Annotated in this window: 19 protein-coding genes; 10 read left to right on the top strand and 9 right to left on the bottom strand. The window is 71.3% G+C overall.

Features of this window, described 5'->3' with window-relative positions; genetic code table 11:
* Positions 1-48: 48 nt before the first annotated feature.
* Together BN1187_RS02590 and BN1187_RS02585 are read right to left on the bottom strand one after the other, a co-directional pair.
* On the bottom strand, positions 49-2,214 hold the full coding sequence (locus BN1187_RS02590; RefSeq protein WP_052462205.1) for a heavy metal translocating P-type ATPase: 2,166 nt from the start codon (positions 2,212-2,214) through the stop codon (positions 49-51).
* Between the two features lie 246 nt (positions 2,215-2,460).
* Complete coding sequence (locus tag BN1187_RS02585) at positions 2,461-3,849, bottom strand: dihydrolipoyl dehydrogenase family protein (protein WP_040158460.1); 1,389 nt, start codon at positions 3,847-3,849, stop codon at positions 2,461-2,463.
* Between the two features lie 90 nt (positions 3,850-3,939).
* Between BN1187_RS02585 and BN1187_RS02580 the strand changes: the two genes are divergently transcribed.
* The 4 genes from BN1187_RS02580 (at position 3,940) to BN1187_RS02565 (ending at position 9,839) form a co-directional block, all read left to right on the top strand.
* Positions 3,940-4,551 carry a TetR/AcrR family transcriptional regulator gene (locus BN1187_RS02580; protein ID WP_040158456.1) on the top strand — a complete coding sequence of 204 codons (612 nt, stop codon included), beginning with the start codon at positions 3,940-3,942 and terminating at the stop codon, positions 4,549-4,551.
* 52 nt (positions 4,552-4,603) lie between these two features.
* Positions 4,604-5,053, top strand: coding sequence for a DUF1810 domain-containing protein (locus tag BN1187_RS02575; RefSeq protein ID WP_040158452.1), 450 nt, complete (start codon positions 4,604-4,606; stop codon positions 5,051-5,053).
* Positions 5,054-5,192: 139 nt separating this feature from the next.
* On the top strand, positions 5,193-7,427 hold the full coding sequence (locus BN1187_RS02570) for a sensor histidine kinase (RefSeq protein ID WP_040158449.1): 2,235 nt from the start codon (positions 5,193-5,195) through the stop codon (positions 7,425-7,427).
* A 159-nt stretch (positions 7,428-7,586) separates the two neighbouring features.
* Positions 7,587-9,839: a sensor histidine kinase gene (locus BN1187_RS02565; RefSeq protein WP_162182369.1), complete on the top strand. Its 2,253-nt coding sequence runs from the start codon at positions 7,587-7,589 to the stop codon at positions 9,837-9,839.
* On the opposite strand, the gene BN1187_RS02560 is transcribed toward BN1187_RS02565, so the two are convergent.
* The 7 genes from BN1187_RS02560 to BN1187_RS02530 all read right to left on the bottom strand — a co-directional run bounded on the left by BN1187_RS02560 (position 9,821) and on the right by BN1187_RS02530 (position 21,409).
* Positions 9,821-11,431, bottom strand: coding sequence for an FMN-binding glutamate synthase family protein (locus BN1187_RS02560; protein WP_040158444.1), 1,611 nt, complete (start codon positions 11,429-11,431; stop codon positions 9,821-9,823). The genes BN1187_RS02565 and BN1187_RS02560 overlap by 19 nt on opposite strands.
* A gap of 158 nt (positions 11,432-11,589) precedes the next feature.
* The gene (locus BN1187_RS02555; RefSeq protein ID WP_040158441.1) at positions 11,590-13,866 is read right to left on the bottom strand and encodes a heavy metal translocating P-type ATPase; all 2,277 of its coding nucleotides are present in this window, start codon (positions 13,864-13,866) and stop codon (positions 11,590-11,592) included.
* A complete protein-coding gene (locus BN1187_RS02550) occupies positions 13,863-15,929 on the bottom strand; it encodes a cytochrome c oxidase assembly protein (protein ID WP_040158438.1) in 2,067 nt (688 codons plus the stop codon). The genes BN1187_RS02555 and BN1187_RS02550 overlap by 4 nt, the downstream gene beginning before the upstream one ends.
* A 143-nt stretch (positions 15,930-16,072) precedes the next feature.
* Complete coding sequence (locus BN1187_RS02545) at positions 16,073-16,600, bottom strand: DNA-3-methyladenine glycosylase I (protein WP_052462203.1); 528 nt, start codon at positions 16,598-16,600, stop codon at positions 16,073-16,075.
* Between the two features lie 23 nt (positions 16,601-16,623).
* A complete protein-coding gene (locus BN1187_RS02540; protein ID WP_040158434.1) occupies positions 16,624-18,069 on the bottom strand; it encodes a uracil-xanthine permease family protein in 1,446 nt (481 codons plus the stop codon).
* Positions 18,070-18,110: 41 nt separating this feature from the next.
* On the bottom strand, positions 18,111-19,613 hold the full coding sequence (locus BN1187_RS02535; RefSeq protein ID WP_157754726.1) for an ABC transporter family substrate-binding protein: 1,503 nt from the start codon (positions 19,611-19,613) through the stop codon (positions 18,111-18,113).
* 251 nt (positions 19,614-19,864) lie between these two features.
* Positions 19,865-21,409: a dolichyl-phosphate-mannose--protein mannosyltransferase gene (locus BN1187_RS02530; protein WP_052462397.1), complete on the bottom strand. Its 1,545-nt coding sequence runs from the start codon at positions 21,407-21,409 to the stop codon at positions 19,865-19,867.
* Between the two features lie 212 nt (positions 21,410-21,621).
* On the opposite strand from BN1187_RS02530, the gene rsmI reads away from it, so the two are divergent.
* From rsmI to BN1187_RS02500, 6 genes are all read left to right on the top strand, one after another.
* Positions 21,622-22,488, top strand: a complete 867-nt coding sequence (gene rsmI, locus BN1187_RS02525) for a 16S rRNA (cytidine(1402)-2'-O)-methyltransferase (protein WP_235750553.1) — start codon at positions 21,622-21,624, stop codon at positions 22,486-22,488.
* Positions 22,485-23,336: a TatD family hydrolase gene (locus BN1187_RS02520; protein WP_040158427.1), complete on the top strand. Its 852-nt coding sequence runs from the start codon at positions 22,485-22,487 to the stop codon at positions 23,334-23,336. The genes rsmI and BN1187_RS02520 overlap by 4 nt, the downstream gene beginning before the upstream one ends.
* Positions 23,329-24,201 carry a 16S rRNA (adenine(1518)-N(6)/adenine(1519)-N(6))-dimethyltransferase RsmA gene (rsmA, locus tag BN1187_RS02515; RefSeq protein WP_040158424.1) on the top strand — a complete coding sequence of 291 codons (873 nt, stop codon included), beginning with the start codon at positions 23,329-23,331 and terminating at the stop codon, positions 24,199-24,201. The genes BN1187_RS02520 and rsmA overlap by 8 nt, the downstream gene beginning before the upstream one ends.
* 34 nt (positions 24,202-24,235) lie before the next feature.
* Entirely contained in the window at positions 24,236-25,168 is a 933-nt protein-coding gene (locus BN1187_RS02510) for a 4-(cytidine 5'-diphospho)-2-C-methyl-D-erythritol kinase (RefSeq protein ID WP_040158422.1), read from the top strand.
* Between the two features lie 64 nt (positions 25,169-25,232).
* Positions 25,233-25,514, top strand: coding sequence for a type II toxin-antitoxin system Phd/YefM family antitoxin (locus tag BN1187_RS02505; RefSeq protein ID WP_040158421.1), 282 nt, complete (start codon positions 25,233-25,235; stop codon positions 25,512-25,514).
* Entirely contained in the window at positions 25,511-25,768 is a 258-nt protein-coding gene (locus tag BN1187_RS02500; protein ID WP_072041939.1) for a type II toxin-antitoxin system RelE family toxin, read from the top strand. The genes BN1187_RS02505 and BN1187_RS02500 overlap by 4 nt, the downstream gene beginning before the upstream one ends.
* Positions 25,769-25,770: the final 2 nt, after the last annotated feature.

The following is a 25,770-nucleotide window of genomic DNA, read 5'->3' as shown; positions in this document are numbered from 1 at the left end:
CCGGTGTCTGCTCGAGGAAGTCACCTTGAGGGCGCTCGCGGTCGACCATCAGTGGCGCAGGACGCTGCGCGTGCTGGCCTCGGGGGAGAGGTCGAGGCGGCGGAGCAACTGCGCGTTGAGCGCCACCACCACGGTGGAGGCCGACATCAGCAGCGCGCCGACGCTCATCGGCAGCACGAACCCGATCGGCGCGAGCACGCCCGCGGCGAGCGGCACAGAGATCAGGTTGTAGGCCGCGGCCCACCAGAGGTTCTGCACCATCTTGCGGTAGGCGGCGCGCGACAGCTCGATCACCGACAGCACCGACCGCGGATCGGACGACGCCAGGATCACCCCGGCCGTCCCGATCGCGACGTCCGTGCCGGCGCCGATGGCGATGCCGACGTCCGCCTGCGCGAGCGCGGGGGCGTCGTTGACGCCGTCGCCGACCATCGCGACCTTGCGTCCCTCGCGCTGCAGCTCGGACACCTTGTCCGCCTTGTCCTCCGGCCGGACGCCGGCGAAGACCCGGTCGATGCCCAGCTCGCCGGCGACGCTCTCGGCGACGGCTTGCGCGTCGCCGGTGATCATGACGACCTGGATGCCGAGCTTGTGCAGCGCGTCGATCGCCTCCCGGGACTCCGGCCGCACCTCGTCGGCGAGCCGCAGCGCGCCGATCACCTCGTCTCCGGCGAGCACGTGCAGGATGATCGCGCCCTCGGCGCGCCAGGGCTCGACCTCGGGGAGCTCGGAGACGCCCTGCTTCTCGAGGAGGGCGGGGCCGCCGACGCGGATGAGGGTGCCGTCCACCGTCGCGCGGACGCCGACGGCGGGGGCGGACGAGAAGTCGTCCGCGCGCGGGATCTGCGCGCCCCGGCGCTGGGCGGCGGCGACGATGGCCCGGCCCAGCGGATGTTCGCTGGGCGCTTCGGCGGCGGCGGCCAGGGCGAGAACCTCGTCCTCGCCGCGGCCGCGCGTGGTGACGACGGCGGTGACGGCCGGCTCGCCCTTGGTCAGGGTCCCGGTCTTGTCCAGCAGGACGGTGTCGACGGTGCGCATGGATTCGAGCGCCAGTCGGTCCTTGATGAGGACGCCGCCGCGGGCCGCCCGCTCCGTCGCGATGGAGACGACCAGCGGGATGGCCAGGCCGAGCGCGTGCGGACACGCGATGACGAGCACGGTGATGGTGCGGACGATCGCCTCGTCGGGGCGTCCGATCGCGGTCCAGACGATCGCGGTGATGACCGCGGCGCCGAACGCGAACCAGAACAGCCAAGCCGCGGCCTTGTCGGCGATGCGCTGGGCCCGCGACGAGGACGACTGGGCGTCCGCTACGAGCCGCTGGATGCCGGCCAGTGTGGTGTCATCGCCGGTCGCCGTGACCTCGACGCGCAGCCCGGAGTCGGTGGCGATGGTGCCGGCGACGACGGCGTCCCCCTCGCCCTTGGTGACGGTCTTCGATTCCCCGGTGACCATCGACTCGTCCATGCTGGCCGACCCTGCGACGATGCGCCCGTCGGCGGGGACGGACGCCCCCGGCCGGACGAGCACGAGGTCGCCGACCTGCAGATCGGACGGGGCAACCGGGACGATTGCGTCGCCCTCGACCTTCTCTGCCTCGTCGGGCAGCAGGGCGGCCAGCGACTCCAGCGCCGAGGACGTCTGGGCCAGCGAGCGCATCTCGATCCAGTGCCCGAGGAGCATGATCACGATCAGCAGAGCCAGTTCCCACCAGAAGTCGAGCTGGCTGTCGAGGACGCCGAGCGTCGACCCCCAGGACGCCAGGAACGCCACCGTGATGGCCATCCCGATCAGCAGCATCATGCCGGGCTGGCGGGACTTGATCTCGTCGATCGCGCCCGTCAGGAACGGTCGCCCGCCCCAGAGATACATGACGGTGCCGAGGACGGGCGAGATCCAGCCGACGAGGGGGACGTCCGGGAGTTGGTAGCCGAGCAGGTTCGCGAACATCGCGTTGAACCCGACGACCGGGATCGCCACCACGAGCATCGTCCAGAACAGCCGCTGGAACATCGCCACGTGGTCCCCGTGGCCGCCGTGCCCCATCTGGTTGTCGCCGTGCCCGTGGCCGCCGTGCTGCGTATGACCCATGTGGTCGACGCCGTGCTCGTGGTTCGGGTGGTGTTCGCCGTGGCCGTGGCCGTGGTTCTCGTGGTTCGGGTGATGCTCGTCGTGCCCGTGGTTCGGATGGTGCTCGCCGTTCCCCTGGTTCATATGGTGCGCGCCATGCCCCTGGTTCTCGTGATTCAGGTGATGCGCGTCATGCCCGTGATCGCTGTCGCGACCCCCTCGTCCCGGCTGGGTCCCGGGACCGTGCTGCGGGACGGCATGGTCTTCGTGCTTCTCCATGCCGTCCATCATATACCCCCCAGGGGTATAACTGTGAGACGGTCTGCGCTGCTGTCCCGATCGGGGCAGGGAGCGACGCTGCCGCTGCCGACCGCGGGCATGCTCGAGGCCCTACTGGTTCTCCAGCAGGTTCAGCCACACCTCCGCTGCCGTGGGGTAGCTCGCGACCGCGTGCTGCAGGGTGTCGAGGGTGAGGCCGCCGGTGATGGCGACGGTCGCCGAGTGCAGCAGCTCGGCGACGTCCGGGCCGAGGAAGGTGGCGCCCAGCAGCACGTCGGTGTCGGCGTCCACCACGAGCCGGACGTGGCCGGCGGCGTCGTCGCGCAGCAGCGCCGTCCCGGCGACGGCTCCGTAGTCGGCGTCGAGGACGCGAACGCGCCGGCCCAGTGCCTTGGCGCGCCGCTCCGTCTTGCCGACGAACGCGAGCTGCGGGCTGCTGAACACCACCTGCGGCACCGGAACGAACGCGGGCGTGGGCGGCAGCTCGCGTCCCTCGCAGCGGGCGGCGAGCTCCTTGCCGAACTGCCGCGCACGGTATTTGCCCCAGTGGGTGAGCGGCGCGTCGCCCGAGGCGTCCCCGACGGTGTGCAGCCACGAGGGCCGCTGCTCAGGATCGTCCAGATCCTCGGGGCCGAGGGCGAGGGTGTCGAGGCCGAGGTCGTCGGTGGCGGGTCGGCGTCCGGTGGCGGCCAGCACCTCGTCCACCTGGACGGTCTCTTCGCCGATGGTGAGGGTCACCGGCCCTCCGTGCGGACGCCCCAGGCCGGTGTCGCGGGCGTCCTCGCGGGTGGCCTGGGTCACCTCGGTGTTCAGCCGGACGTCCACGCCCGCCTCCCGAAGGCCCTGGGCGACGGCCTCGGACGCGAACTCCTCGGCGTCCGCGAGCACGCGTTCGGACCGCACCAGCATCGTGACCTCGGCGCCGAGCGCAGCCAGCCACCGCGCCGACTCGCACGCGACCACGCCGCCGCCCACGATGGCGAGGCGCTTGGGCACCTCGCGCACGCCGGTCGCGTCCCGCGACGTCCACGGCAGCACAGGCTCCAGGGAACTCGGGATGATCGGCGTGCTCCCGGTCGCGATGACGACCGCCAGCCGGGCCTCGACCTGGCGGACGCCGCCATCGGCGGCGGTGATCTCGACGAGCTTCTCCCCGGCGAGTCGGCCGCGGCCGCGCGCGACCTCGATGCCGGCGCCCTCCGCCCAGCTGATCTGCCCGGCGTCGTCGTAGTGCGAGACCCAATCGTCGCGCCGGGCGAGCAGCGCGTCCCGGTCCACCGTCACGTCGGGCCGGATGCCGGGCAGGTGATTGGCCGTCTCCGCGACGTCGAGCGGGCGCAGTAGCGCCTTGCTGGGCATGCACGCGTAATAGGAGCACTCGCCGCCGAGGAGTCCGGCCTCCACGAGCAGAGCGGTGCGGTCGGACCCGCGAATGGCGTAGTCGGCGGCGTTCTCGCCCACCGGCCCGCCTCCGATGACGACGATGTCGTAGCTGTCCATGGTGATCCTTTCCCGGGACGCTCGTCTCCACCGTAGAGCCAGGCCGCCGGAACTGCCGCGTCATTGTGGGTGAGGAATAGGCTCCGGCCTATGAAACCCCGCGTCGATCGATCTCCTCGGCGGCGGCTCGACGCCGACACCCGGCGGGTCGCCATCCTGGACGCCGCGCGCCGGCTGTTCGCCGCGTCCGGGTACGGGAAGGTTTCCGTCGACGATGTCGCGGAGGCCGCCGAGGCGTCCCCGGCGCTGGTCTTCCGCTACTTCGGCAGCAAGGCGGGGCTGTACACGGCCGTGCTCTCGCGACTCCTGGCCGAGGTGGAGGAGCGGCAGCGGGCGTCGGATGCGGCGTTGCCGCCGAACGTGTCCGCGCGCGATCGCGTCCGGGCGTCCCTGGAGGTCTACCTCGACCACGTCGCCGAGCAGCCGGACGCCTGGGCGGCCACGACGCTCGGCGCGGAGGAGCCGCGCGAGGCCACGCAGGCCCGGCGTGCGGCCCAGCGCGAGCGCACGGCGCAGCTGCGCAGCTGGCTGGGCTCGGGGGAGTGGGCGCGCCATGCCTACGCGGTGGACGGCTACGCCGGTTTCGTCGACCATGCCTGCGCGCTGTGGGCGGAGCGCGGCTGCCCCGGCGACGAACGCGAGGCTGTGATCGCGGCGTGCCTGGGCTGCCTGGAGGGCGCGCTCGGCGACTGGGCCGCCTGACACGGGGGTGCGGCCCCTGTCGCGACTTGGCGGCGGCGGCAAGAATGCGCGCATGACAGATCCCTTCGGACTGGAACGCTTCGTCTCGGCCCAGGCGGGCACCTACCAGGACGCCTTGGCGCAGGTGCGCCGCGGGCGCAAGACGGGGCACTGGATGTGGTTCGTCTTCCCGCAGGTAGCCGGCCTCGGGAGCAGCCCGATGGCCCAGCGCTACGCCGTGAGCGGGCTGGACGAGGCGTCCGCCTACCTGGCCCATCGGGTGCTCGGGCCGCGCCTGATCGAGATCTCCGCCGCGGCCGCGGAAACAGGGAAGCAGCGCGGGGCTGAGGAGATCTTCGGCGGGATAGACGCCCTGAAGCTCCGCTCGTCGATGACGCTCTTCGCCTTGGCGGCTCCGGACGAGCCGGTGTTCGGTCGCGTCCTCGACCGCTTCTACGGCGGCCGGGCAGATCGGGCGACGCTCGACATCGTCGGGGCCTACGACCTTCCCGAGCGGTCCTGACGCCGGTCGGCCCATCGGGTGAAGTACGCCCATTGTCCCGGTAAAGGGGGACAAAGGGTTGGCTCTGACCGGCCGGGATGACATGATAGCGACACCCAACTCGATACTCAGGGTGAGTTGAGGGGTTGGTAGGGGGATTGTGACAAGGCAAGCGCGGGTCCTCGGCCGCGCCAGTGGCGCCGCCGCCGTCGCTGCCTGCTGGTGCACATGGTTCCTCGGCGCCTTCGCGCTGGACGTCGACCGCAGCACGCCCGCCCTCGTCGGCGTGACGGTCGGGTTCCTTGGTGTCCTGATGCTCCTGCTGATCGCCACGACGGTGCTCTACCACCGCCGTCCGTCCTCCCGCATCGGGCTGCAGGTCTACTCGATCGTCACGTTCATCGGTTGCCTGACGATGCTGTTCTTCGCCGATCACCTCCCGCCCGCCGAGCTTCCGGCGCTGGCCTACGTGTTCGTGGCGCCGCTGGGTGCGTCCTGCTACATCTTCGGACGCCGCGGCAGCCACCTCGCCGCTCTGATCGGCGGCCCGCTGTACGGGCTGTTCTCGTGGGTGGCGTTCCGTGATCTCACCATGGCGATCCTGGACGCGCTGTTCATCTCGTCGATCGTGGTCGCCGTCTGCAGCCTGTGGGAGCTCACCCGCAAGGTCATGGCCGGCATGACGGCGTCGGCGGACCGCCAGGTGGTGCTCGGCGAACCCATCGCCCGCCGGACGCGGCGGCTCTACGAGCGACGACGCTGGGACGGCCTGATGCACGACAAGGTGCTGGGCGCGCTGCAGCTCGGCTACCGCGAGGGCGAGTCGTCCGCGAACGCCCGGGCGCTGGCGGTCGAGGCGCTCCGGGCGCTCGAATCGGTGGAGGCCGACCGCTCCGCCGATTCGGTGGAGGACATCACGCGCCAGACCGCCCTGCGATTGGGGCTCGACGTCACGTTCACCCGGCAGGGCTACCTCTACGAGACCGAGGTCACGCAGACCGTCGGCGCCGCGGTCGCCGAGGCGCTCACCAACGTCGCGCGTCACGCGGGTACCGACCGCGCCTCGGTCGAGTTGATCCGTCACGACCACACCGTGACCGTCCGGGTGCGGGACGAGGGCCGCGGCTTCGACTCGAGGAAGACCGGCGTCGGACGTGCCGGCCTGCGCGTCGGCGTGTTCGAGCGGATGGCGTCCGTCGGCGGTGAGGCCCACATCGACTCTGCGCCGGGCCGGGGAACCGTCGTCACGCTGATCTGGCGCGATCAGCCGCTCTGTGACCCTCCGACGGTGAGCTGGGACGACCGGCAGCTGCGGCCCGCGTTGTGGAGCGCGCTGGCACTGTCCGGTACGGCCATGCTGGCGGGATTCGTCCACCCCGAGGGGGTGCGGAACCTGGGGATCCTCGCCGCCGGCTCGGCGGTCATCGTGCTCGTGACGGTGTGTGCGCTGGCGATCCGACGTTCCCGCTGGGCGGCGGCGAGCGCGCTGGCCCTGATACCGCTTCCCTGGCTCTTCACCGCGAACCTCAGCACGTCCGTGCCGCTCGACAACCGCTACTTCTGGGGCGGGGCGATGACCGCCGTGCTGGCCGTGCTCTCGTACCGGTCGGGGCGCTGGGTCTCCCCCGCTATCCTGTGGTCGGCCGTCGTCGTGGACGTCGTGGCGCAGCTGGCCGTCTTCGGCGCGGTCCGCCCCGGGGTGCTGCTCTACAACTACACGCTGCCCGTCGTCGCCGTGACGCTGTGCACGCTGATGCGTGTCGCGCTCGACCGGCTCAAGGAGATGCTCGTCCTGTCCGCCAAGCAGGCCAGCGACTTGCACCTCGCCACCGTGGCCGACGAAGAAGCCCGCTCCGAGGCGCAGCTGCGCCGGGAGCGCCTGACAGTGGACGTGGTGCCGAAGCTGCGGATGCTCGCGGCCGGCGGCCCCATCTCGCCCGCCGAGCGGGCGGAGCTCGTGATCGTGGAGGCGTCCACGCGCGACTGGCTGGTCGCGGCGCCCGTCATGACCGAGTCCCTCGAGTGCGAACTGCGCCACGCCCGCCGTCGCGGCGTCCGCCTGAGGCTGACGGCCAAGGACAGCGGCCTACCGCAGGAGCGCGCGCAGTTCCGCTCGGTGCTCAGCGCGGCGTTGTCCAGCGCCGACGGGGCCAGCGAGGTGACCGCCCAGTGGAACCCCCAGGGAGACCGCCGGGGCACGATCACGGTCATCAATCCCGTCCGCGGCGACGTCGACGCCCGACTCGACGAGGCGGCGTCGCAGGCCCGCGGCGCCCTCGCCGTGAAGGTCTCGGCCGACGAGGACGCCGTGCTCGTCGAGCTTCAGGCTCCCCGAGACACCGCAGCGGACGGCCACCTGCCTCTGGGGCCAGCAGACGTAGTGAGAGCGAGCTAAAGCCAGCAATCGCTTCGCGACACGGGGAGACGTGCCCTGGGCGGGACAAGCCCCACGATGCGGGGACAAGATGTCCCGAGCGCGGGCTCACGGAAAGGGCATCATAGGGGACCCCGGGGCAGGTGTGCCGGGGGGGGACCGTGCAGATGGGGGGTGTTCGTGCCAGCAAGGGACAACGTGCTCGGTAGGGCGTTGGAGGCCGCTGTGCTCATCGGTTGCTGGGCGGTGTGGGCGCTCGGTGCGCTCACGCTGCGCCACCATGCCGACGCGGCCACCACGCTGACTCGCGTCACCCTCATCGTGCTGTTGATCCCGCTGGTCGGGGCCGGCATCGACTTCTGGCTCCGCAAAGTCGGGCTGACGTGGCTGCGCGTCTTCTCGGCGATCACCTTGGTGGGCGTCATCGCCGACCTGGCGCTGAGTGCCCAGGGCCCGCGGCCGCGCGAGACGTCGGCCCTCGAACTGGTGCTGGTGGGACCACTCGCCTCGGCCACCTTCCTCTTCGGGAGGCGCTGGGGCATCGTCGCCGTGGTCATCTGCGGGCCCATCATCGGCTTGAACTCGTGGTTCGCCCACGCCGATCTTCGGGTGGCGATCTCGGAGGCGCTGCTGATGACGCTGGTGGTCTTCTCGATCCAGCAGCTCACCTTTCTGGCTCAGGGCGTCGCGAGGGTGGCGCACGAATCCAGCCTGCGCGGCGTCCAGCTGCGCGGGTCGGTCGCGCGGCGCAGCCGCCGGATCTACGAGCGCCGGCGGTGGGACGGACTCGTGCACGACAAGGTGCTGGGCGCGCTGCAGCTCGGCTACCGGGAGGCGCACCCGTCCGGGAACGCCCAGAGCCTCGCCCAGGAGGCACTGGGCGCGCTCGAGTGGACGGGGGAGGCGCACGTCGTCGACACGGTCGAAGACGTGGCGCGCGCCACCGCCGAGCGGCTGGGGCTCACCCTGACGTTCACTCGGCAGGGGCACATCCGGTTGCCCGACGTCAGCGAGACCCTGGGCGCCGCGGTCGCCGAGGCGCTCACCAACGTGGCGCGGCACTCCGGCACGAAGGAGGCGTGGGTGCATCTCGAGCGCGAGCGGCATTCCGTCACCGTCACGGTCACCGACCACGGACGCGGGTTCGACCCCGCGAAGAGCCCGCAGTCGAGGGCGGGGCTGAAGCTCGGCATCCGGGAACGGATGATCTCGATCGGCGGCGAGGCGCGCATCGACTCGCGCCCCGGGGCGGGCACTGTCGTCACGCTGACCTGGACCGAGCACGACCTCGCCGCCCAGCACGAGATCGCCTGGGACGAGAACGCACTGCAGCCGGCGCTGATGGCCGCGCTGGTGCTGTCGTGGATGCACATCCTTGTGGTGATGGTGTATCCATCCAGTTTCATCGACCTGGGCGTCCTCATGGCGGTGGACGCCGCGTTGCTCGCCATCAGCATCGCCGCGGTCGTCGTGCCCGAGAACCATCGCTGCAAGCCGTTCATCGCACTGCCACTGCTCGCCGTCCCCTGGATCATGACGCTCGATCTCGTCGATCCGCTTCCCCTCGACAACCGGTACTTCTGGGGCGGGGCCGCGATCGCGATGCTCTGGGCACTCTCCTTCCAGCGGCGCCCGTGCTTAGCGCCGGCGCTCTTGATCGGGATGGCCGTGGTGGACGTCGCCGCGCAGTTGACGAGGTTCGGCGTCGTGCACCCGGAGGTGCTGCTGTGGAACTACGGCACCGCCGGCATCGCCGTGGCCCTGTGCCTCTTGGTCAGGAGCTCGCTGAACAGGCTCACCGAGCAGCTCGGAGAGGAGTCCCGGGAGATGGGCGACCTGCGCGTGGCCGAGGTCGAGGAGGAAGAGGCTCGCGCGGAGACCGAGCTGCGGCGCCAGCGGCTGCTGAACACGGCCGTCCCGTCGCTTCAACTGGTGGCCGAGGGCGTGGAGCTCACCCCGGAGCAACGTGCCGGACTGGTCCTCACGGAGGCGTCCACCCGCGACTGGCTGGTGGCCGCGCCGCTGATGACGCCCGACCTTGGGGCCGCCTTGACCGATGCCCGCGTCCGGGGGGCCCGCGTGTCCGTCGCCGTCCGGGATTCCATGCCCGCCGCGGATCGCGACCGCTTCGCCTCGTTGGTCGCGGAGGCCCTCGCCTGCGCCCAGCGGGGGACCGTGCTGACGGCCCAGTGGCACGCCGTGGGGGCGCGGCGCGGGTCGATCTCCATCGTCAATCCAGCCGTGGGCTCGAGCCGACGGCTGCGTGACGCCGCGCGGCGGGTGGCCGACACGCTCGCTGTGGCGGTCTCGGTCGACGAGGACGCGATCCTGGTCGAGTGCGACGCGGTGGAGGTCGGCCTCGGCGGAGGTGATCCCGGGCCCGACGAGGCGAACGTCCCGTCGGGCAACGAGGTTCAGGCGTCCAGGCCCTGATCCTCGTCGTTCGGCAGCGGCTCGTGCTGGACGACACTCTCCTCAGCGGAAGCGTGCCTTCCCCGCTGGGTCTCCATCAGCCGATGGATCTCCGCGGTGATCTCCGGGCCGGGGACGCCCCAGCCGGCCTCGTAGCGATAGGTGTCCCGCAATGAGGCGAAACGGCGGTCGCCGTCCATCATCGCCATGTCGTCCGTGCTCAGCAGACCCGGGTGGCTGACGCCGGCCGCCTCGGACACCTTGAGCAGATCACGGCGCAGCGTCTTCACGTAGGACGCCACCCGCTCGGCCTTCAGCGTCGGGTCGAGGCCGTGGGCGAGCCACTTGTTCTGCGTCGCGACCCCGGTGGGGCAGTGGTCGGTGTGGCACCGCTGGGCCTGGATGCAGCCGATCGCCAGCATCGCCTCGCGGGCGACGTTGACCATGTCAGCCCCGAGCGCGAACGCCACCAGCGCGTTCTCGGGCAGGCCGAGCTTGCCGGAGCCGATCCAGGTCACCCGGTCGGACAGGCCGCGCTCGGCGAAGATGCGGTACACCTCGGTGAAGCCGACGCGGAACGGGAACGACACGTGGTCGGAGAACACCAGGGGCGCGGCGCCCGTGCCACCTTCGCCGCCGTCGATGGTGATGAAGTCGACGCCGCGAGAGCCGTCGGCCATCGCCTCGGTCAACTCCTCCCAGAACGCGAGCTCGCCGACGGCCGACTTGATGCCGACCGGTAGCCCGGTGGCCTCGGCGATCGACTCGACAACATCGAGCATCTCGTCGACGTTGTGGAACGCCGAGTGCCGTGACGGGCTGGCGACGTCCTTGCCCTCCTCGACGCCGCGGATGCGGGCGATCTCGGCGTTGACCTTGGCGCCGGGCAGGTGCCCGCCGAGGCCCGGCTTGGCGCCCTGGCTGAGCTTGATCTCGACGGCCTTGACGGGCGCAGACTCGACGACTTCGACGAGCTTTCCGAGGTCGAAGTTCCCGTCCGCGTCCCGGCAGCCGAAGTAGCCGGTCCCGACTTGGACGATGAGGTCGCCGCCTTGGCGGTGGTGATCGGACAGGCCACCCTCGCCGGTGTTGTGCATGAAGCCGCCCAGCTTCGCGCCGCGGTTGAGCGCCTGGATGGCCTGCGGGCTGAGCGAGCCGAACGACATGGCCGAGACGTTGACGACGGAGTCCGGCCGGAAGGCACGCCGGCGTCCGCGTGGGCCGCCGAGGATCTTGGCACTGGGCACCCAGGCCTCCTTGCCGTCATGGACGGGCGAGGCCGGGGCGACATCGGAGAACGTCCGCTGCCGGACGATCGTGTACGACTGGTTCTCGGTGTCGTTGTCGGTGCCGAACCCGAAGTAGTTGTTCTCGCCCTTGGCCGACGAGTAGACCCAGCGGCGCTGGTCGCGGCTGAACGGTCGCTCCTCGTCGTTGCTGGTGACGATGTACTGGCGCAACTCGGGGCCGATGGCCTCCAGTCCGTAGCGCAGGCGCGCGATGATCGGGAAGTTGCGGCGCAGGGAGTGGTTCTTCTGGAGGAGGTCTTGGACTACCAGCCCGGCGACACCGGCGAGCGGGGCAAGGGTGGTGGCGAGGGTCACCTTGTTCACACGGGTAAGCCTGCCCCCTGCGGGGGCGAACACGCCAGGGGCAGGGCGCCCGGCCGCCGACCGTGGCCGGAGCACGGCTGGGGGCCCGCCGGCAGCGACGACGTCGGGCGGCCGCCCTGGGCGGTCGACTCCGGTCCGACACCGGCCGTCGAACGGCGTCAGGCGGACCGGGTGCCGTACCGGCGCAGGCGCATCGAGTTCGTCACGACGAAGAGGCTGGACAGGGACATCGCGAAGCCCGCGATCAGGGGATTCAGCAGCCCGGCGGCGGCCAGCGGGATCGCGGCCACGTTGTACGCGAACGCCCACACCAGGTTGCCCTTGATCGTGCGCAGTGTGCGGCGCGCGAGTTCGATCGCGTCCGGGACGACGTCGAGCGTGCGGCGCACCAGGATGATGTCGGCCGACTTCATCGCCACGTCCGTGCCGGTCACGACGGCGAGCCCCAGGTTGGCCGTCGCCAGTGCCGCGGCGTCGTTGATGCCGTCGCCGACCATCGCGACGCGGCGGCCGTCGGCCTGGAGCCGCTCGATCGTGGCCGCCTTGTCGGTCGGCAACACCTCGGCGATCACCTCGTCGACGCCGACCCGGGCGCCCACGGCCTCGGCGGCGCGCTGCCGATCGCCGGTCAACAGCACCGTGCGCAGGCCGAGCCCCTTAAGCCGGGCGACGGCCTCGGCGGCGGAGTCCTTGATCGCGTCCGAGACGACGAGCGCGCCCGCGGCGGTGCCGTCGATGAGCCCGAACACGGCCGTCCGACCCTGGTCGGCGGCCTCGTCGGCGAGGGCGGCCGCCTCTGGCGGCAGGTCGACGCCCCTGGACGCCAGCAGCGCCGCGCTGCCGATCAGCACCTCCCGCATCGACCCGTCGAGGTGGACGCGGCCCGTCGCGCCCTCGCCAGGCAGCGCGGACACGTCGGCGACGGAGGCGTCGGCGGCCACCCCGGCCTCCTGCGCGCCTCGGACGATGGCCTTCGCGATCGGGTGCTCGGAGTGCCGCTCGACGCTCGCCACCGCGGTGAGGAAGGCGCGATCGCTCACCGGGGCGTCGGCGAACACGCGGACGTGTTCGAGGGTCATCGTCCCCGTCGTCAGCGTGCCGGTCTTGTCGAGGACGACCGTATCGATGCGGCCGGACGCCTCCAGCGCGTCCGGGCCCTTGATCAGGATGCCGAGCTGGCCGCCGCGTCCGACGCCGACCATCAGCGCGATCGGCGTGGCCAGGCCCAGCGCGCAGGGACAGGCGATGATCAGCACCGACAGCGCCGCGCTGAAGGCCGCCCGCAGCCCGCCGCCGGCCACGAGCCAGCCGGCCAGCGTCAGAACCGACAGCACCAGCACGGCGGGCACGAAGACCGCGACCACCTTGTCGACCATCGTCTGCACGCGCGCCTTGCGCGCTTGGGCCTGCTCGGCGGTCGCGGCCATCTGCGCGATCTGGGTGTGCGCGCCGACGCGTTCGGCCTCCACGATGAGCGCGCCGGTGGTGTTGATCGTGCCGCCGAGGACGCGGTCGTCGAGCCCGACCTCCTGGGGCACAGGCTCGCCCGTCATCATGGACGCGTCGATCGCCGACGAGCCGACGACGACCCGGCCGTCGGTGGCGACCCGTTCCCCGGGGCGCACGAGGAAGCGCTCGCCCACCTTCAGCGAGCCGATCGGGACGACCTGCTCGACGCCATCGCGGAGGACGCAGACGGTGGTGGGTGCCAGCCGGCCCAGGGCCTCGAGGACGCCGCGGGCCGACCGCTTCGACCGTGCCTCCATGTACCGGCCGCCCAGCAGGAACGTGGTGACGGCCGAGGCGACCTCGAGGTACAGCGTGTCGGCGCCCGCGGGCGCGATGCCCCAGCCGACCCAGTAGCCCTGCCCGGCATGATCGCCCAGAATCGTGGAGACCACCGACCAGGTGAACGCCGACAGCACGCCGAGCGAGACCAGGGTGTCCATGCTGGTCGAACCGTGCCGCAGGTTGCGCCAGGCCGCCTTGTGGAACGGCAGCGCGCACCAGAACACCACCGGCAGCGAGCACCCGATCAGCAGCCACTGCCATCCCGGAAACCGCATCTGCGGGGCCAGGGCCAGCACGATGGCCAGGTCGCCGAGCGGCACGGTGAGCAGCGCGGCCACGATGAGCCGGTTCCGCAGCATCGTGATGCGGTCGTTCGACGACGAGGTCTCTTCGCCGGCAATCACCGGGGACGCCCCGTAGCCGGCCTTCTCGACGGTGGCGACCGCCTCATCCGCGCGCTCGCGCGGCAGCCCCATCACGACGGCGCGCTCGGTGGCGTAATTGACCGTGGCGGTGACGCCGTCCATCTTGTTGAGCTTCTTCTCGATGCGGGACGCGCACGCGGCGCACGTCATGCCGGCGATGTCGAGTTCCACCCGCTGGTCGAGCACCCCCGAATCGGGCGTGGCGACGGTGCCGGTCACGGCTTGAGCCCGATCTCGTTGGCGCGACGGCGGCGCGCCTCGTCAGCGTCGCGCTCGGCGAGCTCGCGCAGCATGTCGTTGTACGCGTGCAACTGGTCGTCCTCGGTCTCCTGCTCCGACAGGTCGTACTCCGTCGACTCCGAGCGATCCTGCCGGAACCACTGGGTGGCCAGCGCGATGATCACGACGACGATCGGCACCTCGCCGAGGATCCAGGTGATCTGGCCGGCCACGTTCTGGTCAGCCATGAGATTACCCACCCAGGCGACGTCGATGGCCTGGTAGAAGTCGGCGCCGATGAGGCTCTGCGACGACAGGATGCCGACGGCGAAGATCGCGTGGAACGGCATGATGCTGATGAGCAATGCCAGCTTGATCAGGTGCGGCATGCGCCAGTACTGCCGGTCGATCCCGATGAGCATGTTGAAGAACGCGTAACCGGTGACCATGAACAGCAGCAGCATCAGCTGGTGCGCCCAGTGGTAGCGCATCAGCCAGGGGAACAGCGGCGTGTAGTAGATGGCGAACAGCGACCCGACGTAGGCCAGCCAGACCAGCGGCGGGCTGAGCAACAGCTGGACGAGCCGGTTCTCCGTCACCGACGTCACGAGATCGGACGCGGAGGGCAGCCCGCCCGTCGTCCGTCCGGCAGACGCCGCCTCGACCAGGGTGAGGGGCGCCCCGAGCAGGCACAGCACCGGCACCAGCATGTTGACGGTCATGTGCACGAACATGTGCCAGCTGAAGACGACCGTGGAGTACTCCCACAGCCCGCTGGTGGCGAGGAACAGGGTCAGCAGCCAGCCGAGGCCCCACGAGATCGTCCGGCCGACGGGCCAGTGTCCGCCGGACCGGCGGACGCGGCGCACCCCGGCGAGGTAGGCGCCGATGCAGACGATCACCAGCGTGAGCCACAGCAGGTTCGATCGTCCGGGCAGGATCAGCCGGGTGATCGTGACCGGGTCGGGCACCTCGTAGCCGAGGTAGTTGATCTGGATGCTCTGCGGGATCAGGAAGCTCGGCGGCGGGATGTGGTTCGCCACGGTGCGGAACGCCGTGTACGCCACCCAGATCGCAACGTCGACGCCGAGGGCGGCGCGCGCAGGCGTCCCGCCGGACGCCGGGCGCCCGCCGCTGATCCGGCGGCGCAGCGAGGCGACGATCAGCAGCACGAGGCAGGCGAAGAACCCGAGGGTGGGCAGGCCGAACGCCGTGGCCAGCGGCGAGACGCCCGCGAGCTCCTGCCAGGCGATCAGTGCGTGCGCCACCAGCCCCACGGACGCCAACGGCAGCGCGAGCCGGTCGTAGCGCCGAAGCGCATCCGCGCGGAGCTCGGGTCCCGCGTCGCGGCAGCGGGCGAACGCGCCGATCGCGGCGGCGGCCAGCGGCACCAGCGTCAGGCTCGCGACGATCGCGGCGTCCGTCGCCCAGTCGTGGTTGTGCCCGACGGTCACGTTGCCGGTCACCGCGACGAAGGTCAGCGACAGGACGCCCGGGACGAGCCAGCCGGCGAACGCGCCGAGCCGACGCGTGCCGAACGAGATCAGTACTGCGCCGAGGGCCACCAGCGCCGAGGCGAGCCAGGCCAGCCCCGACGGAGTGACGGACTGGAAGGTCCACCACGACTGCGGGCTGAGCACGTAGCCCATCGGGACGCCGTTGACGAAGGCGGTGTTCGCGGCCGTCAGCAGCGCCGACGACCAAAACCACAGTTGGCCGAAGCGCCCGGACCAGCGCACCAGGCGCTCGGCCGAGGAGCCGACCGTGCCATCGGGCTCGGCCGGGGTGAACAGCGCGGCGCCGGCGAACAGGCCGAGAGTCAGGAGAGCGGACAGCCGGGCCACCAGGTCGGCCACCGCCGAGGTGTAGGTCGTCACGGTGTCGGCCTGGATGCGTCCGGGCAGGGGGGGCTGCCCCACCAGGTAGGACGCGCTCGCCACGACGAGCGCCAGCGCGGCCACGGCGACGACCGCAGGGAGCGTCCACCCGAACCGGCGCGGCGCGCCGCCGGGCGAGGCGTCCCTCGTCTCGAGCGTGGGCTGGGGGCTGGCGGGGTGAGACACGTGCTGCTTCCTGTCGTCGGGCGTGGCGCCGCGCGGAGGCAGCGAGGCGCTCCTCCTAGTGTGCCCCGAACTCAGGCGGGGAAAGCCAGACGGTGGACCAGGGGTCCCGGGGCCCGGCGTCGCCCCTGGCCTTCCGAGCCGGGTCACCGCCGGTGTTCGAGGATGCCGATCGCCTGCATCAGCGCGTACATGGTGACCGGCCCGACGAAGACGAAGCCGCGCCGCTTCAGCTCTTTCGCGAGCGCCACGGACTCCGGCGAGGTGGTCGCTGCGGCGTCAGTGCCGTCGCCCTGGCGGGTGGGATCGTCCGGCCGGAACGACCAGACGAGTGCCCCGAGGTCGTCGCCGTCTTCGGAGAGTCGCACGGTGGCGCGGGCGTTGGTGATCGCGGCCTCGATCTTGCGCCGGTTGCGGACGATGCCAGGGTCGGCCAGCAGCCGCTCGACGTCGCGCTCGGTGAACGCCGCCACCGCCGCGGGGTCGAAGCCGGAGAAGGCCGCGCGGAAGGCGGGCCGCTTGCGCAGCACCGTCTCCCATGACAGCCCCGACTGGAACCCCTCCAGGACGATGCGTTCGTAGACGCCCTGCGCGTCGCGCACGGGCAGGCCCCATTCGTTGTCGTAGTAATCGCGCAGCAGGTCGTTGGTCTCTGCCCAAGCCGGTCTGTTCATGCCACCACGATAGGAACGATGTGTCAGGCCTTCTCAGAAGGCGATTCATCCTCGTCGCGGTAGGCGCCCGGCCGGTCGACGATGAGCACCGCGCCTTCGGCATCGTCCCGGAGCTCGGCCGGGGCCAGGGAGCGCGCCAGGTGGTAGACGAGCACGGTCACGATCGTGCCGAACGCGATGCCCGACAGCGTGAAGCCGCCGATCACGAGCGAGACGTCGCCGATGCCGATGATGACGCCGGCAGCGACAGGAACCAGGTTGACGGGGTTGCCGAAGTCGACCCCGTTCTCCTTCCAGATCTTCGCGCCGAGCAGGCCGATCATGCCGTACAGCACGACCGTGATGCCGCCCAAGACGCCGCCCGGGGTCGCGGAGATCACGGCGCCGAACTTGGGGGAGAATCCGAACAGGATCGCCACCACGGCGGCCACCACGTAGGCGGCGCTGGAGTAGACGCGGGTCGCGGCCATCACGCCGATGTTCTCGGCGTAGGTGGTGGTCGGGCCTGCGCCGAGCGCGGTGGCCAGCACGGAGGTGGCGCCGTCCGCGGCGATCGCGCGGCCCATCTCGCGGTCGAGGTTGGTCCCTGTCATCTCGGCGACCGCCTTCACGTGGCCGGTGTTCTCGGCGATGAGCGCGATGACGACCGGCAGCGCGAGGACGATGAACGCGAGATCGAAGGTGGGGGCGTGGAAGCCGACGACGTTCGCGCTCGAGTGCCACTGCCAGGTGCTGAGGTCGGTGACCGGCGGCAGCCCGAACCAGTCGGCGGAGGCGACGGCGTCCCAGTTGACGCGCGGGTGGGTGGTGACCTTGCCGGCGGCGGGGTCGAAGGACGTGATGGGGCCGAAGACCAGGTCGAAGATCCAGCTCAACAGGTAGCCGATGATGAGGCTGAGGAAGATCGCGATGCGGCCGATGAAGCCGCGCACGCCGACGCTCAGCACGACGACCACGACCATCACGATCAGACCGATCCATTGGTCTTGCGGCCAGTAGGTCTGGGCGACGACCGGGGCGAGGTTGAATCCGATGAGCATGACGACCGCGCCGGTCACCACGGGCGGGAGGACGCGGTGGATCACCCGAGCCCCGGCGGCCTGGATGATCAGGCCGACGACCAGGAGCGTGAGGCCGACCCATAGCATCGCGCCGGACAGGTGGGAGGGATTACCGCCGCGGGAGTAGATCGCCGTCGCGACCCCGACGAAGGACGCCGACGAGCCCAGGTACGACGGCACCCGTCCCCGGACCACGGCGAGGAAGATCAGGGTGGCGACGCCGGACATCATGACGGCCAGCTGGGGGTTGAGGCCCATCAGCAGGGGGAAGACGAAGGTGGCCCCGAACATCGCCACGACGTGCTGGGCGCCCAGCCCGATGGTCTTGCCCCAGGTCAGCCGCTCGCCGGGCGCGACCACATCTCCCGGCCGCAGTGTCCCGTCGCCGTGCAGCCGCCACAAAGCCATTGCCGTGTCCCTTCTCCCGCCTCAAAGCCGGGAGAACTCTACTAGCGGCTCCAGCCGACGTCGGACCACGGAACGCTGGCGAAACCGTCAGCCCCCAGGTTCGCCAGCTCCGACTTCACGGCGACGATCTGCGGCTCCTGATACAGCGGGATGGTGTCGGCTCGACGCCACAACCCGGCGGCCGTCCGGTTGGCGAGGTCGACCCGACTCGCCGGATCGGCCTCGGCCTGCACGCGGGCGGCGAGTTCGTGGAGGTCCGCAGGCTCGGTCACCCGGGCGCCGAGGTCGGCCAAAGGGTACCGGGATGCGGTGACGGTCTTCACCGACAGGTCGGCTGCCCCGGCGGTCGGTTCGACGGTGATGCCGATTGCGGCGAGGTCGGAGGTGATGCGGGCGGCTTCGCTGGCGGCGCGCTCGTCACCGCCGGACGCGTTGATCGTCAGCTGCAGCGGCCGCCCATCGCGGACGCGGTGACCGCCCTGCAGCGTCCAGCCGGCGTCCGACAACAGCGTGCCGGCGGCCTGCGGGTCGTAGCCGAGCCCGGTTCCCTCAGCCTGGTCGGAGTAGCCGGGTTGGTTGGTGAGCAGCAGGTGGTTGCTCCAGACGGTGGCCTGGGTCTGGTCCGACTCGGAGACCGCGTCCGCCAGACGTTCGCGGTTCAGCGCCCGGAGCACGGCCTGGCGGACGTTCTGGTCGGCCAGGGGCGAGTCGGCGGTCTGGAGGATGAGTTCGCGACCGGCGCGGCCCTCCGCCGAGCGGACGGTCACGCCCTCGGCCTGACCTGCCAGCGCGAGCGCCGACGGCTCCCCGGTCGCGTCGAAGATGTCGAACTCGTTGCTGGCGAACGCGGCCGCCTCGGCCTGCTGCTGGATGGTGCGGAACGTGATGGTCGACAGCCGGGGCGGGGTTCCCCACCATCGCGCGTTGCGCTCGAGGGTCACCAGCCCTTGCTGCCGGTCGATGTGCGTGATCGTGAACGGCCCGGCGAACCACTCGGGATGGAACGTGCTCCAGCCGGCCCGCGCTTCCGCGTTCGCCACGGACGCCGCCCGCAGTGGACCGTACTCCCAGGGTTGGCTCCAGTCCGGTTCGACGCCGCTGTAAGTGATGACGACCTGGTGGTCGTTCTCGCCCTGGCGCACCGACTCGACGTCGGTCAAGCCAGCCGGGCGAGCTACGTCGACCCCGGCGGGCGGGTCGGTGAGGAACGTCCACGTGGCGACCCAGTCGCCCGCGGTGATCGGCGCCCCGTCGCCCCAGACGGCCTCGGGGTTCAGCGCGAGGGTGGCGACGGTCTTGCCGTCGTGGGTCGCGTCCGCAGAGGTGACGAAGTCGGGGTCGGGGGTGGGCGTCCCGTCGCCGGCGAAGTCGAAGACGCGCGGGCGCACCGCGTCGAGGACGCTCCGGGTGTCGGCGTCCGCGGCCGCGACGAACGGGTTCCACTGCGTCGGGAACTTGAGGATCGGCACCCGCAGCGTCCCGCCGTCGCGGAGGTTCTTGGGATCCTGCGAGTTCGTGACCAGCGTCGCGCTCGAGGTCACCACGGGCGACAAGGAGGGGCTCGGTGACGCGCTGCAGCCCGCGGTCAGGGCAGCGGCGGTGACGAGAGACGCGATGGTCCGCAAGCTCCGCACTCCGCCACCCCCCAGGTATGAGACTCAGCCGCAACTTCTTTGCCACGCTACCCCGTGGGGCGGCCTCGGCAGCAGGAGCGCGGTGTTACAAAGGGGGAGCGGTCACGTCACGAATCATTACGCTTCCCTCACCACGGACGGCCGCCCGGCCAGGAGCGTCGTCAGATCCAGCTCGGCAACCACATGCGGGAGAGCCAGGAGTGATAGGGCAGGAGCTGGTCGGTCAGCACCGGGTAGAGGTAGCCGAAGTTCACGATCACGAGCGCCACGGCGACGCCGCAGATGATCCCCCCGCGACGCCGATGCGGCGAGTCGGACCTGCCGAGCAGCAGCCCCATGACCAGGGACAGCGCGATCACCGAGAACGGGATGATGTTGATCGCGTAGAAGAAGAAGAGCGGCCGGTCCGTGTACTGGAACCAGGGCAGCCAGACCGACAGGACGCCGACGAGCGGCACCCCGAACCGCCAGTCGCGCCCGGCGATCCACCACACGCCGGCGACGACGAGGGCGAGCAGCGCCAGCCACCACAGCACCGGTGTGCCCATGCCGCTGATGACCCGGAGGCAGTTCTCGGGTCCGGCGCAGCCGTCGGTGCCGGGCTTGATGTCGTTGACGGCGTCGATGCCGATCGGGCGCAGCATCAGCAGCCAGCCGGCCGGGTTCGCGTCGTAGGGGTGCGTGGCGCCGTTGATGAAGTCACCGGTGTGGAACTCGTAGATCTCCTTGTGGTACCAGAACAGCGAGCCGAGGGCGTCCCCGAAGGTGCGGGCCAGCGGCTCGTCCGGGTGCTGCGCGGCCCAGTCCCGCGACCAGCCGCCGGACGTGGTGAGCCAGCCCGTCCAGGTCGCCAGGTACGTGCCGGCGGCGACGATCACCATCCAGAAGAAGGCGGGCAGGCCGTCGGCGAGCAGGGCCAGCCAGGAGCGGAAGTCGGCCCCGGCGAGGCGACGGGCGCCGACGTCCCACAGCACGCTGAGGACGCCGAAGGCGGCCAGCACGTAGATCGAGTTCCACTTGGTGCCCAGCGCGAGTCCGAAAGCGACGCCCGCGGCCAGCCGCCACGGCCGCCACAGCACGACCGGGCCGAAGCCGCCGCCCAGATCGGTGGCCGAGCGCTTAACGAGGTGGTCGGCGAGCCGATCGCGGAACCAGTCCCGGTCGGCGACCACGCACGCGACCGCGGTCACGAGGAAGAAGGCCTGGAAGATATCGAGCAGCGCGATCCGCGACATGGTGAACGCCAGGCCGTCGAACGTCAGCAGGACGCCGGCGATGCCGCCGATCAGCGTCGAGCGCGAGAGGCGCCGCGCCAGCCGGATCGTGGCGGCGACGAGCAGGGCCCCGAACACGCAGGAGGCGATGCGCCAGCCGAACGCGTTCATGCCGAACAGCTGCTCGCCGACGCCGATCAGCCATTTCCCGACCGGCGGGTGCACCACGAAGGCCGGCCCGCTCTGCATCACGTCGGGGTTTCCGGCCAGGATCGAGTCGTTGGCCGTCTCGGGCCAGGACCGCTCGTAGCCGAACTTGATGAGTGAGTAGGCGTCCTTGGCGTAGTAGGTCTCGTCGAAGACGAGGTTGCGCGGGTAGCCCAGGTTGATGACCCGCAGGCAGAAGGCGAACAGCGCCAACCCCACCGTCACGGCCCAAGACGCCGCCCGATCGTTCGGCAACGGGCCGCGCAGCCGGTCGAGCGTGGTCAGCGGTGTCAGGCGCGGCGCGCGGGAGGCCCCTCGCCGGTCGACCGGGTCGCTCGTCGCGGCGGCCACCGCCCCTGCCTCGGCCCGATCGGGGGCGCTGCTCGCGTCTGTCACGCCGTCATCCTACGGGGACGCAGCCGCGACACCAGGTGCTCCGGCACGGCCGGCGGACGCGGCGTCCCGACCCAGGCGTCGAAGGTGGCCATACTGGGCAGGTGACTTCAGCGGACGACGTGGACGGCCAGGGCCTGCTGGTGCTGGCCGCGACCCCCATCGGCGACCTCGCCGACGGCAGCCCGGCGCTGGTGCGTGAACTGCGCCGCGCGGGGATGGTCGCGGCCGAGGACACCCGGCGACTCAAGATCTTGGCGGCCCGCCTCGGGGTCGAGCTGTCGGCGCCGGTGGTCTCGTACTTCGACGGGAACGAGGCGTCCCGGGTCGACCTGCTGCTGGAGGCGCTAGCCGACGGCAAGCGCGTCCTCGTGGTGACGGACGCCGGCATGCCCCTGGTCTCGGATCCGGGCTTCCGCATCGTCAACGCCGCCGTCGCCGCCGGGTATCGGGTGACGGCGGTGCCGGGGCCGTCGGCCGTTCTGACCGCGCTGGCGGTGTCGGGGCTGCCCACCGACCGGTTCTGCTTCGAGGGATTCGTGCCGCGCAAGCACGGCGAGCGGGCGCGGCGGCTGGCGTCGCTGGCCGCCGAGGAACGAACGATGGTGTTCTTCGAGGCGCCGCACCGGCTCGCCGCTTTCCTCACCGACGCCGCCGAAGCGTTCGGCGCCGACCGGCCCGGTGTCGTCGCCCGCGAGCTCACCAAGACCTACGAGGAGGTCGTCCGCGCCCCACTGGGGGAGCTGGCGCAGTGGGCCGTCGAGGGGGTGCGCGGGGAGATCACGGTCGTCATCGGCGGCGCCGAGCGAGGGGCCGCCAGCCTGGGCGACGCGGTCGCCGACGTCGTCGCCCGGGTCGAGGCCGGCGAGCGCATGAAGGCCGCGGTCTCGGACGTCGCTGCGGCGTCCGGCCTGGCCAAGGGAATGCTCTACGACGCGGCGCTCGCCGCGAGGAAGCAGGTCACATCGTGAAGCAGCGTCCCGGCGCGCCCGAGGCGCTCCCGCGTCCGGTGACCGACGCCCACACCCACCTGGACAGCGTTGCCGAGGGGGAGGACGGCCTGAGCGCCGACGAGTCCGTCTGGCGCGCCGCCGCGGTGGGCGTCACCCGGCTCGTGGACGTCGGCGTCGACGTGGAGTCGTCAGCCGGCGCGATCGCGCACGCCGAGCGGTTCGACGGGGTGGTCGCCGCGGTGGCCCTGCATCCCAACGACGCGGCCCGCCTCGGCGATCGGCTGCCCGCCGAGCTGGCGCGGCTCGAGGCCCTGATCGACCATCCGCGGGTGCGCGGGGTGGGGGAGACGGGGCTCGACTACTACCGCACGACCGAGCCGGCCGCTCAGCGCCTCCAGAAGGAGGCTTTCGCGGCCCACATCGCCTGGGCGAAGGCGTACGACAAGGCGCTCGTGATACACGACCGGGACGCCCACGACGACATCGCGGACGTCCTGGACGCCGAGGGCTGGCCCGACCGCGTCCAGTTCCACTGCTTCTCGGCCGACGCGACGTTCGCCCGCCGGTGCCTGGACGCCGGGGCCTGGCTGTCGTTTCCCGGCACGGTGACGTTCAAGCCGAACGAGGCTCTGCGTGAGGCGCTGCGGATCACGCCGTCCGACCGGCTGCTCGTCGAGACCGACGCGCCCTATCTGACGCCGGTGCCGTTCCGCGGCGCGCCGAACGCCTCGTACCTGGTGCCGGTCACCGCCCGGTTCCTGGCCGAGCAGCGCGGGGACGACCTGGCGGCGCTGTGCGACGCCCTGCACGCGAACGCGACCGCCGTCTTCGGCGACTGGGGCGAGGGGCGGGACGACCGTGGCTGAGGGGCTGCTCGACCCGCGCACGCTGCGCCAGCTCGCCGCGGAACTCGCGCTGAAGCCCACCAAGCAGCGCGGGCAGAACTTCGTCCACGACGCCAACACGGTGCGACGCATCGTCGCCGCGGCCGGCGTGACGCCGCATGACGTGGTGCTCGAGATCGGTCCTGGGCTCGGCTCGCTCACCCTGGGCCTGCTTGAGGCAGCGCGCGCGGTGACGGCGATCGAGATCGACGACGTCCTGGCTCGCCGGCTGCCCGCCACGGTCGCCGAGCACGCGCCCGGCCGCGCGGACGATCTCCGGGTCATCGCGGAGGACGCCCTCACCGTCACCGAACTGCCCGACCCTCAGCCCACCATCGTCGTGGCGAACCTGCCGTACAACGTCAGCGTTCCGGTCCTGCTGCACCTGCTGGCGTCCTTCGGCAGCTGGGATCGCGGGCTCGTCATGGTGCAGTTGGAGGTGTGCGACCGCCTGGTGGCCCCGCCCGGCTCGAAGGTCTTCGGGGTTCCGAGCGTGAAGATGGCCTGGTACGCCGAGGCCGTCCGGGTCGGGACGGTGCCGCCGAAGGTGTTCTGGCCGGTGCCCAACGTGGAGTCCGGGCTCGTGCGTATCACGCGCCGCGAGCCGCCGCCCACCTCCGCGACCCGTGAGCAGGTGTTCGCCGTGGTCGACGCCGCCTTCGCCCAGCGCCGCAAGATGCTGCGCGGCGCGCTCGCGGGCATGTTCGGGTCGTCAGCCGCGGCCGCCGACGCGCTGACCGCCGCTGGCGTCGACCCGACGGCCCGCGGCGAGACCCTCGGCGTGGGCGAGTTCGCCCGCATCGCCGAGCAACTGCCGCAGGATACGCGCGCCCAGGGCGTCCATTAGCCCGGACACGCGGGTGACTGGTAGGAACGTCCCCATGCAGTTGCGAGGCGAGGCGGATGAGTGGGTTCGCGTGCGAGCCGCCGGGAAGATCAACCTCGCCCTCAAGGTGGGGCCGGTGCAGCCGGACGGGTACCACCCGCTCGCGACGGTGTTCCAGGCGGTGTCGCTCGTGGACGAGGTCGCCGTCCGCACGGCGCCGGCCGGCGAGTTCGGCGTGACCATGACGGGGGAGCAGAGCTCGCTCGTGCCGACGGGGGACGCCAATCTGGCCGTCCGGGCCGCGAAGTTGCTCGCCGAACGCTACGGGGATCCCGGGCGGCTCGGCGCGGAGATCCGGATCCGCAAGGCCATCCCCGTCACGGGCGGCATGGCGGGCGGGTCGGCCGACTGCGCCGCTGCGCTGCTGGCCTGCTCGGTGCTGTGGGATCTGGACGTCGGACCGGCGGAGCTCGCGCAGCTGGGCGGGATGCTCGGCGCCGATGTCCCCTTCGCTCTGCACGGGCAGACCGCCCTCGGCAAGCGGCGCGGCGACCGGCTGGTGCCGGTGCTCAGCCGGGGTTGCTATCACTGGGTGCTGGCGTTCGCCGACTTCGAGCTGTCGACCGCCGCGGTCTTCCGGCTCTTCGACCAGATGGACGACGCCCGTCCCGAGCGGGACCTGGACGTCCCGCCCGAGCTGCTCGCCGCGCTGGCCGCCGGCGACCCCGTCGCGCTCGCGCCGCACCTGGTCAACGACCTCGCCGAGCCCGCCATGGCGATGCGTCCCGAGCTCGCGACGCTGTTGGACGCCGGCAAGGAACTGGGCGCGCTGGCGTCCCTGCTGTCGGGGTCGGGGCCGACGTGCGCGTTCCTCGCCGCGGACGAGTCCGCAGCGATCGACCTGTCGGTGAAGCTGTCCTCGCTGGGGCTGTGTCGCGCCGTGCGCCGCGTCGCCGGTCCGGTGCCGGGAGCGCAGCTGATCATTTAGTCGGTGACCTGGGTTGTGACGCGGGGGTGTTGATGCGATGCGTTGTGTAGCTACACTTGTAGCCATGGCGATCGAGCCCAGCATGGCCCTCCGGGATGTCAAGAACCACCTGTCCGAGGTGGTGGACCAGGTCGAACGCGAACACGATCGCGTCGTCATCACGCGGCACGGCAAGCCGGCGGCCGTTCTCACCAGTGTCGACGATCTCGCCTCCCTTGAGGAGACCCTTGAGATTGTGAGCCGTCCCCACGTCGTCGGCCAGATCCGTGACAGCCTCGCCGAGCTCGCCGATGGCGATGCTGAGATCCTCAGCAAGGACGCCATCCTCGCGACCCTGCGTCGATGAGCGATCCGCGTGAGATCGCATGGACGCCCACGGCTAAGCGCGCTCTTCAGAAGTTGCCGGAGAAGGTGGCAACTGCGGCGGTCGAGTTCATCTACGGCCCGCTTGCTGATAATCCCCGTCGGGTCGGCAAAGCCCTCCGGTTCGAACTCGAGGGACTCCACAGCGCCCGACGAGGCGATTACCGGACTATTTACCGCATCGATGACCGTGTGACCATTGTTGGCGTGGTGCACCGCTCTGACGCGTACCGCTGACC

This window comes from Nigerium massiliense (assembly GCF_000826085.1).
GTDB classification, from domain to species: domain Bacteria; phylum Actinomycetota; class Actinomycetes; order Propionibacteriales; family Propionibacteriaceae; genus Propioniciclava; species Propioniciclava massiliense.
The sequence above is the reverse complement of the archived record's forward strand: the minus strand, read 5'-3'. Positions and strand labels throughout refer to the sequence as shown.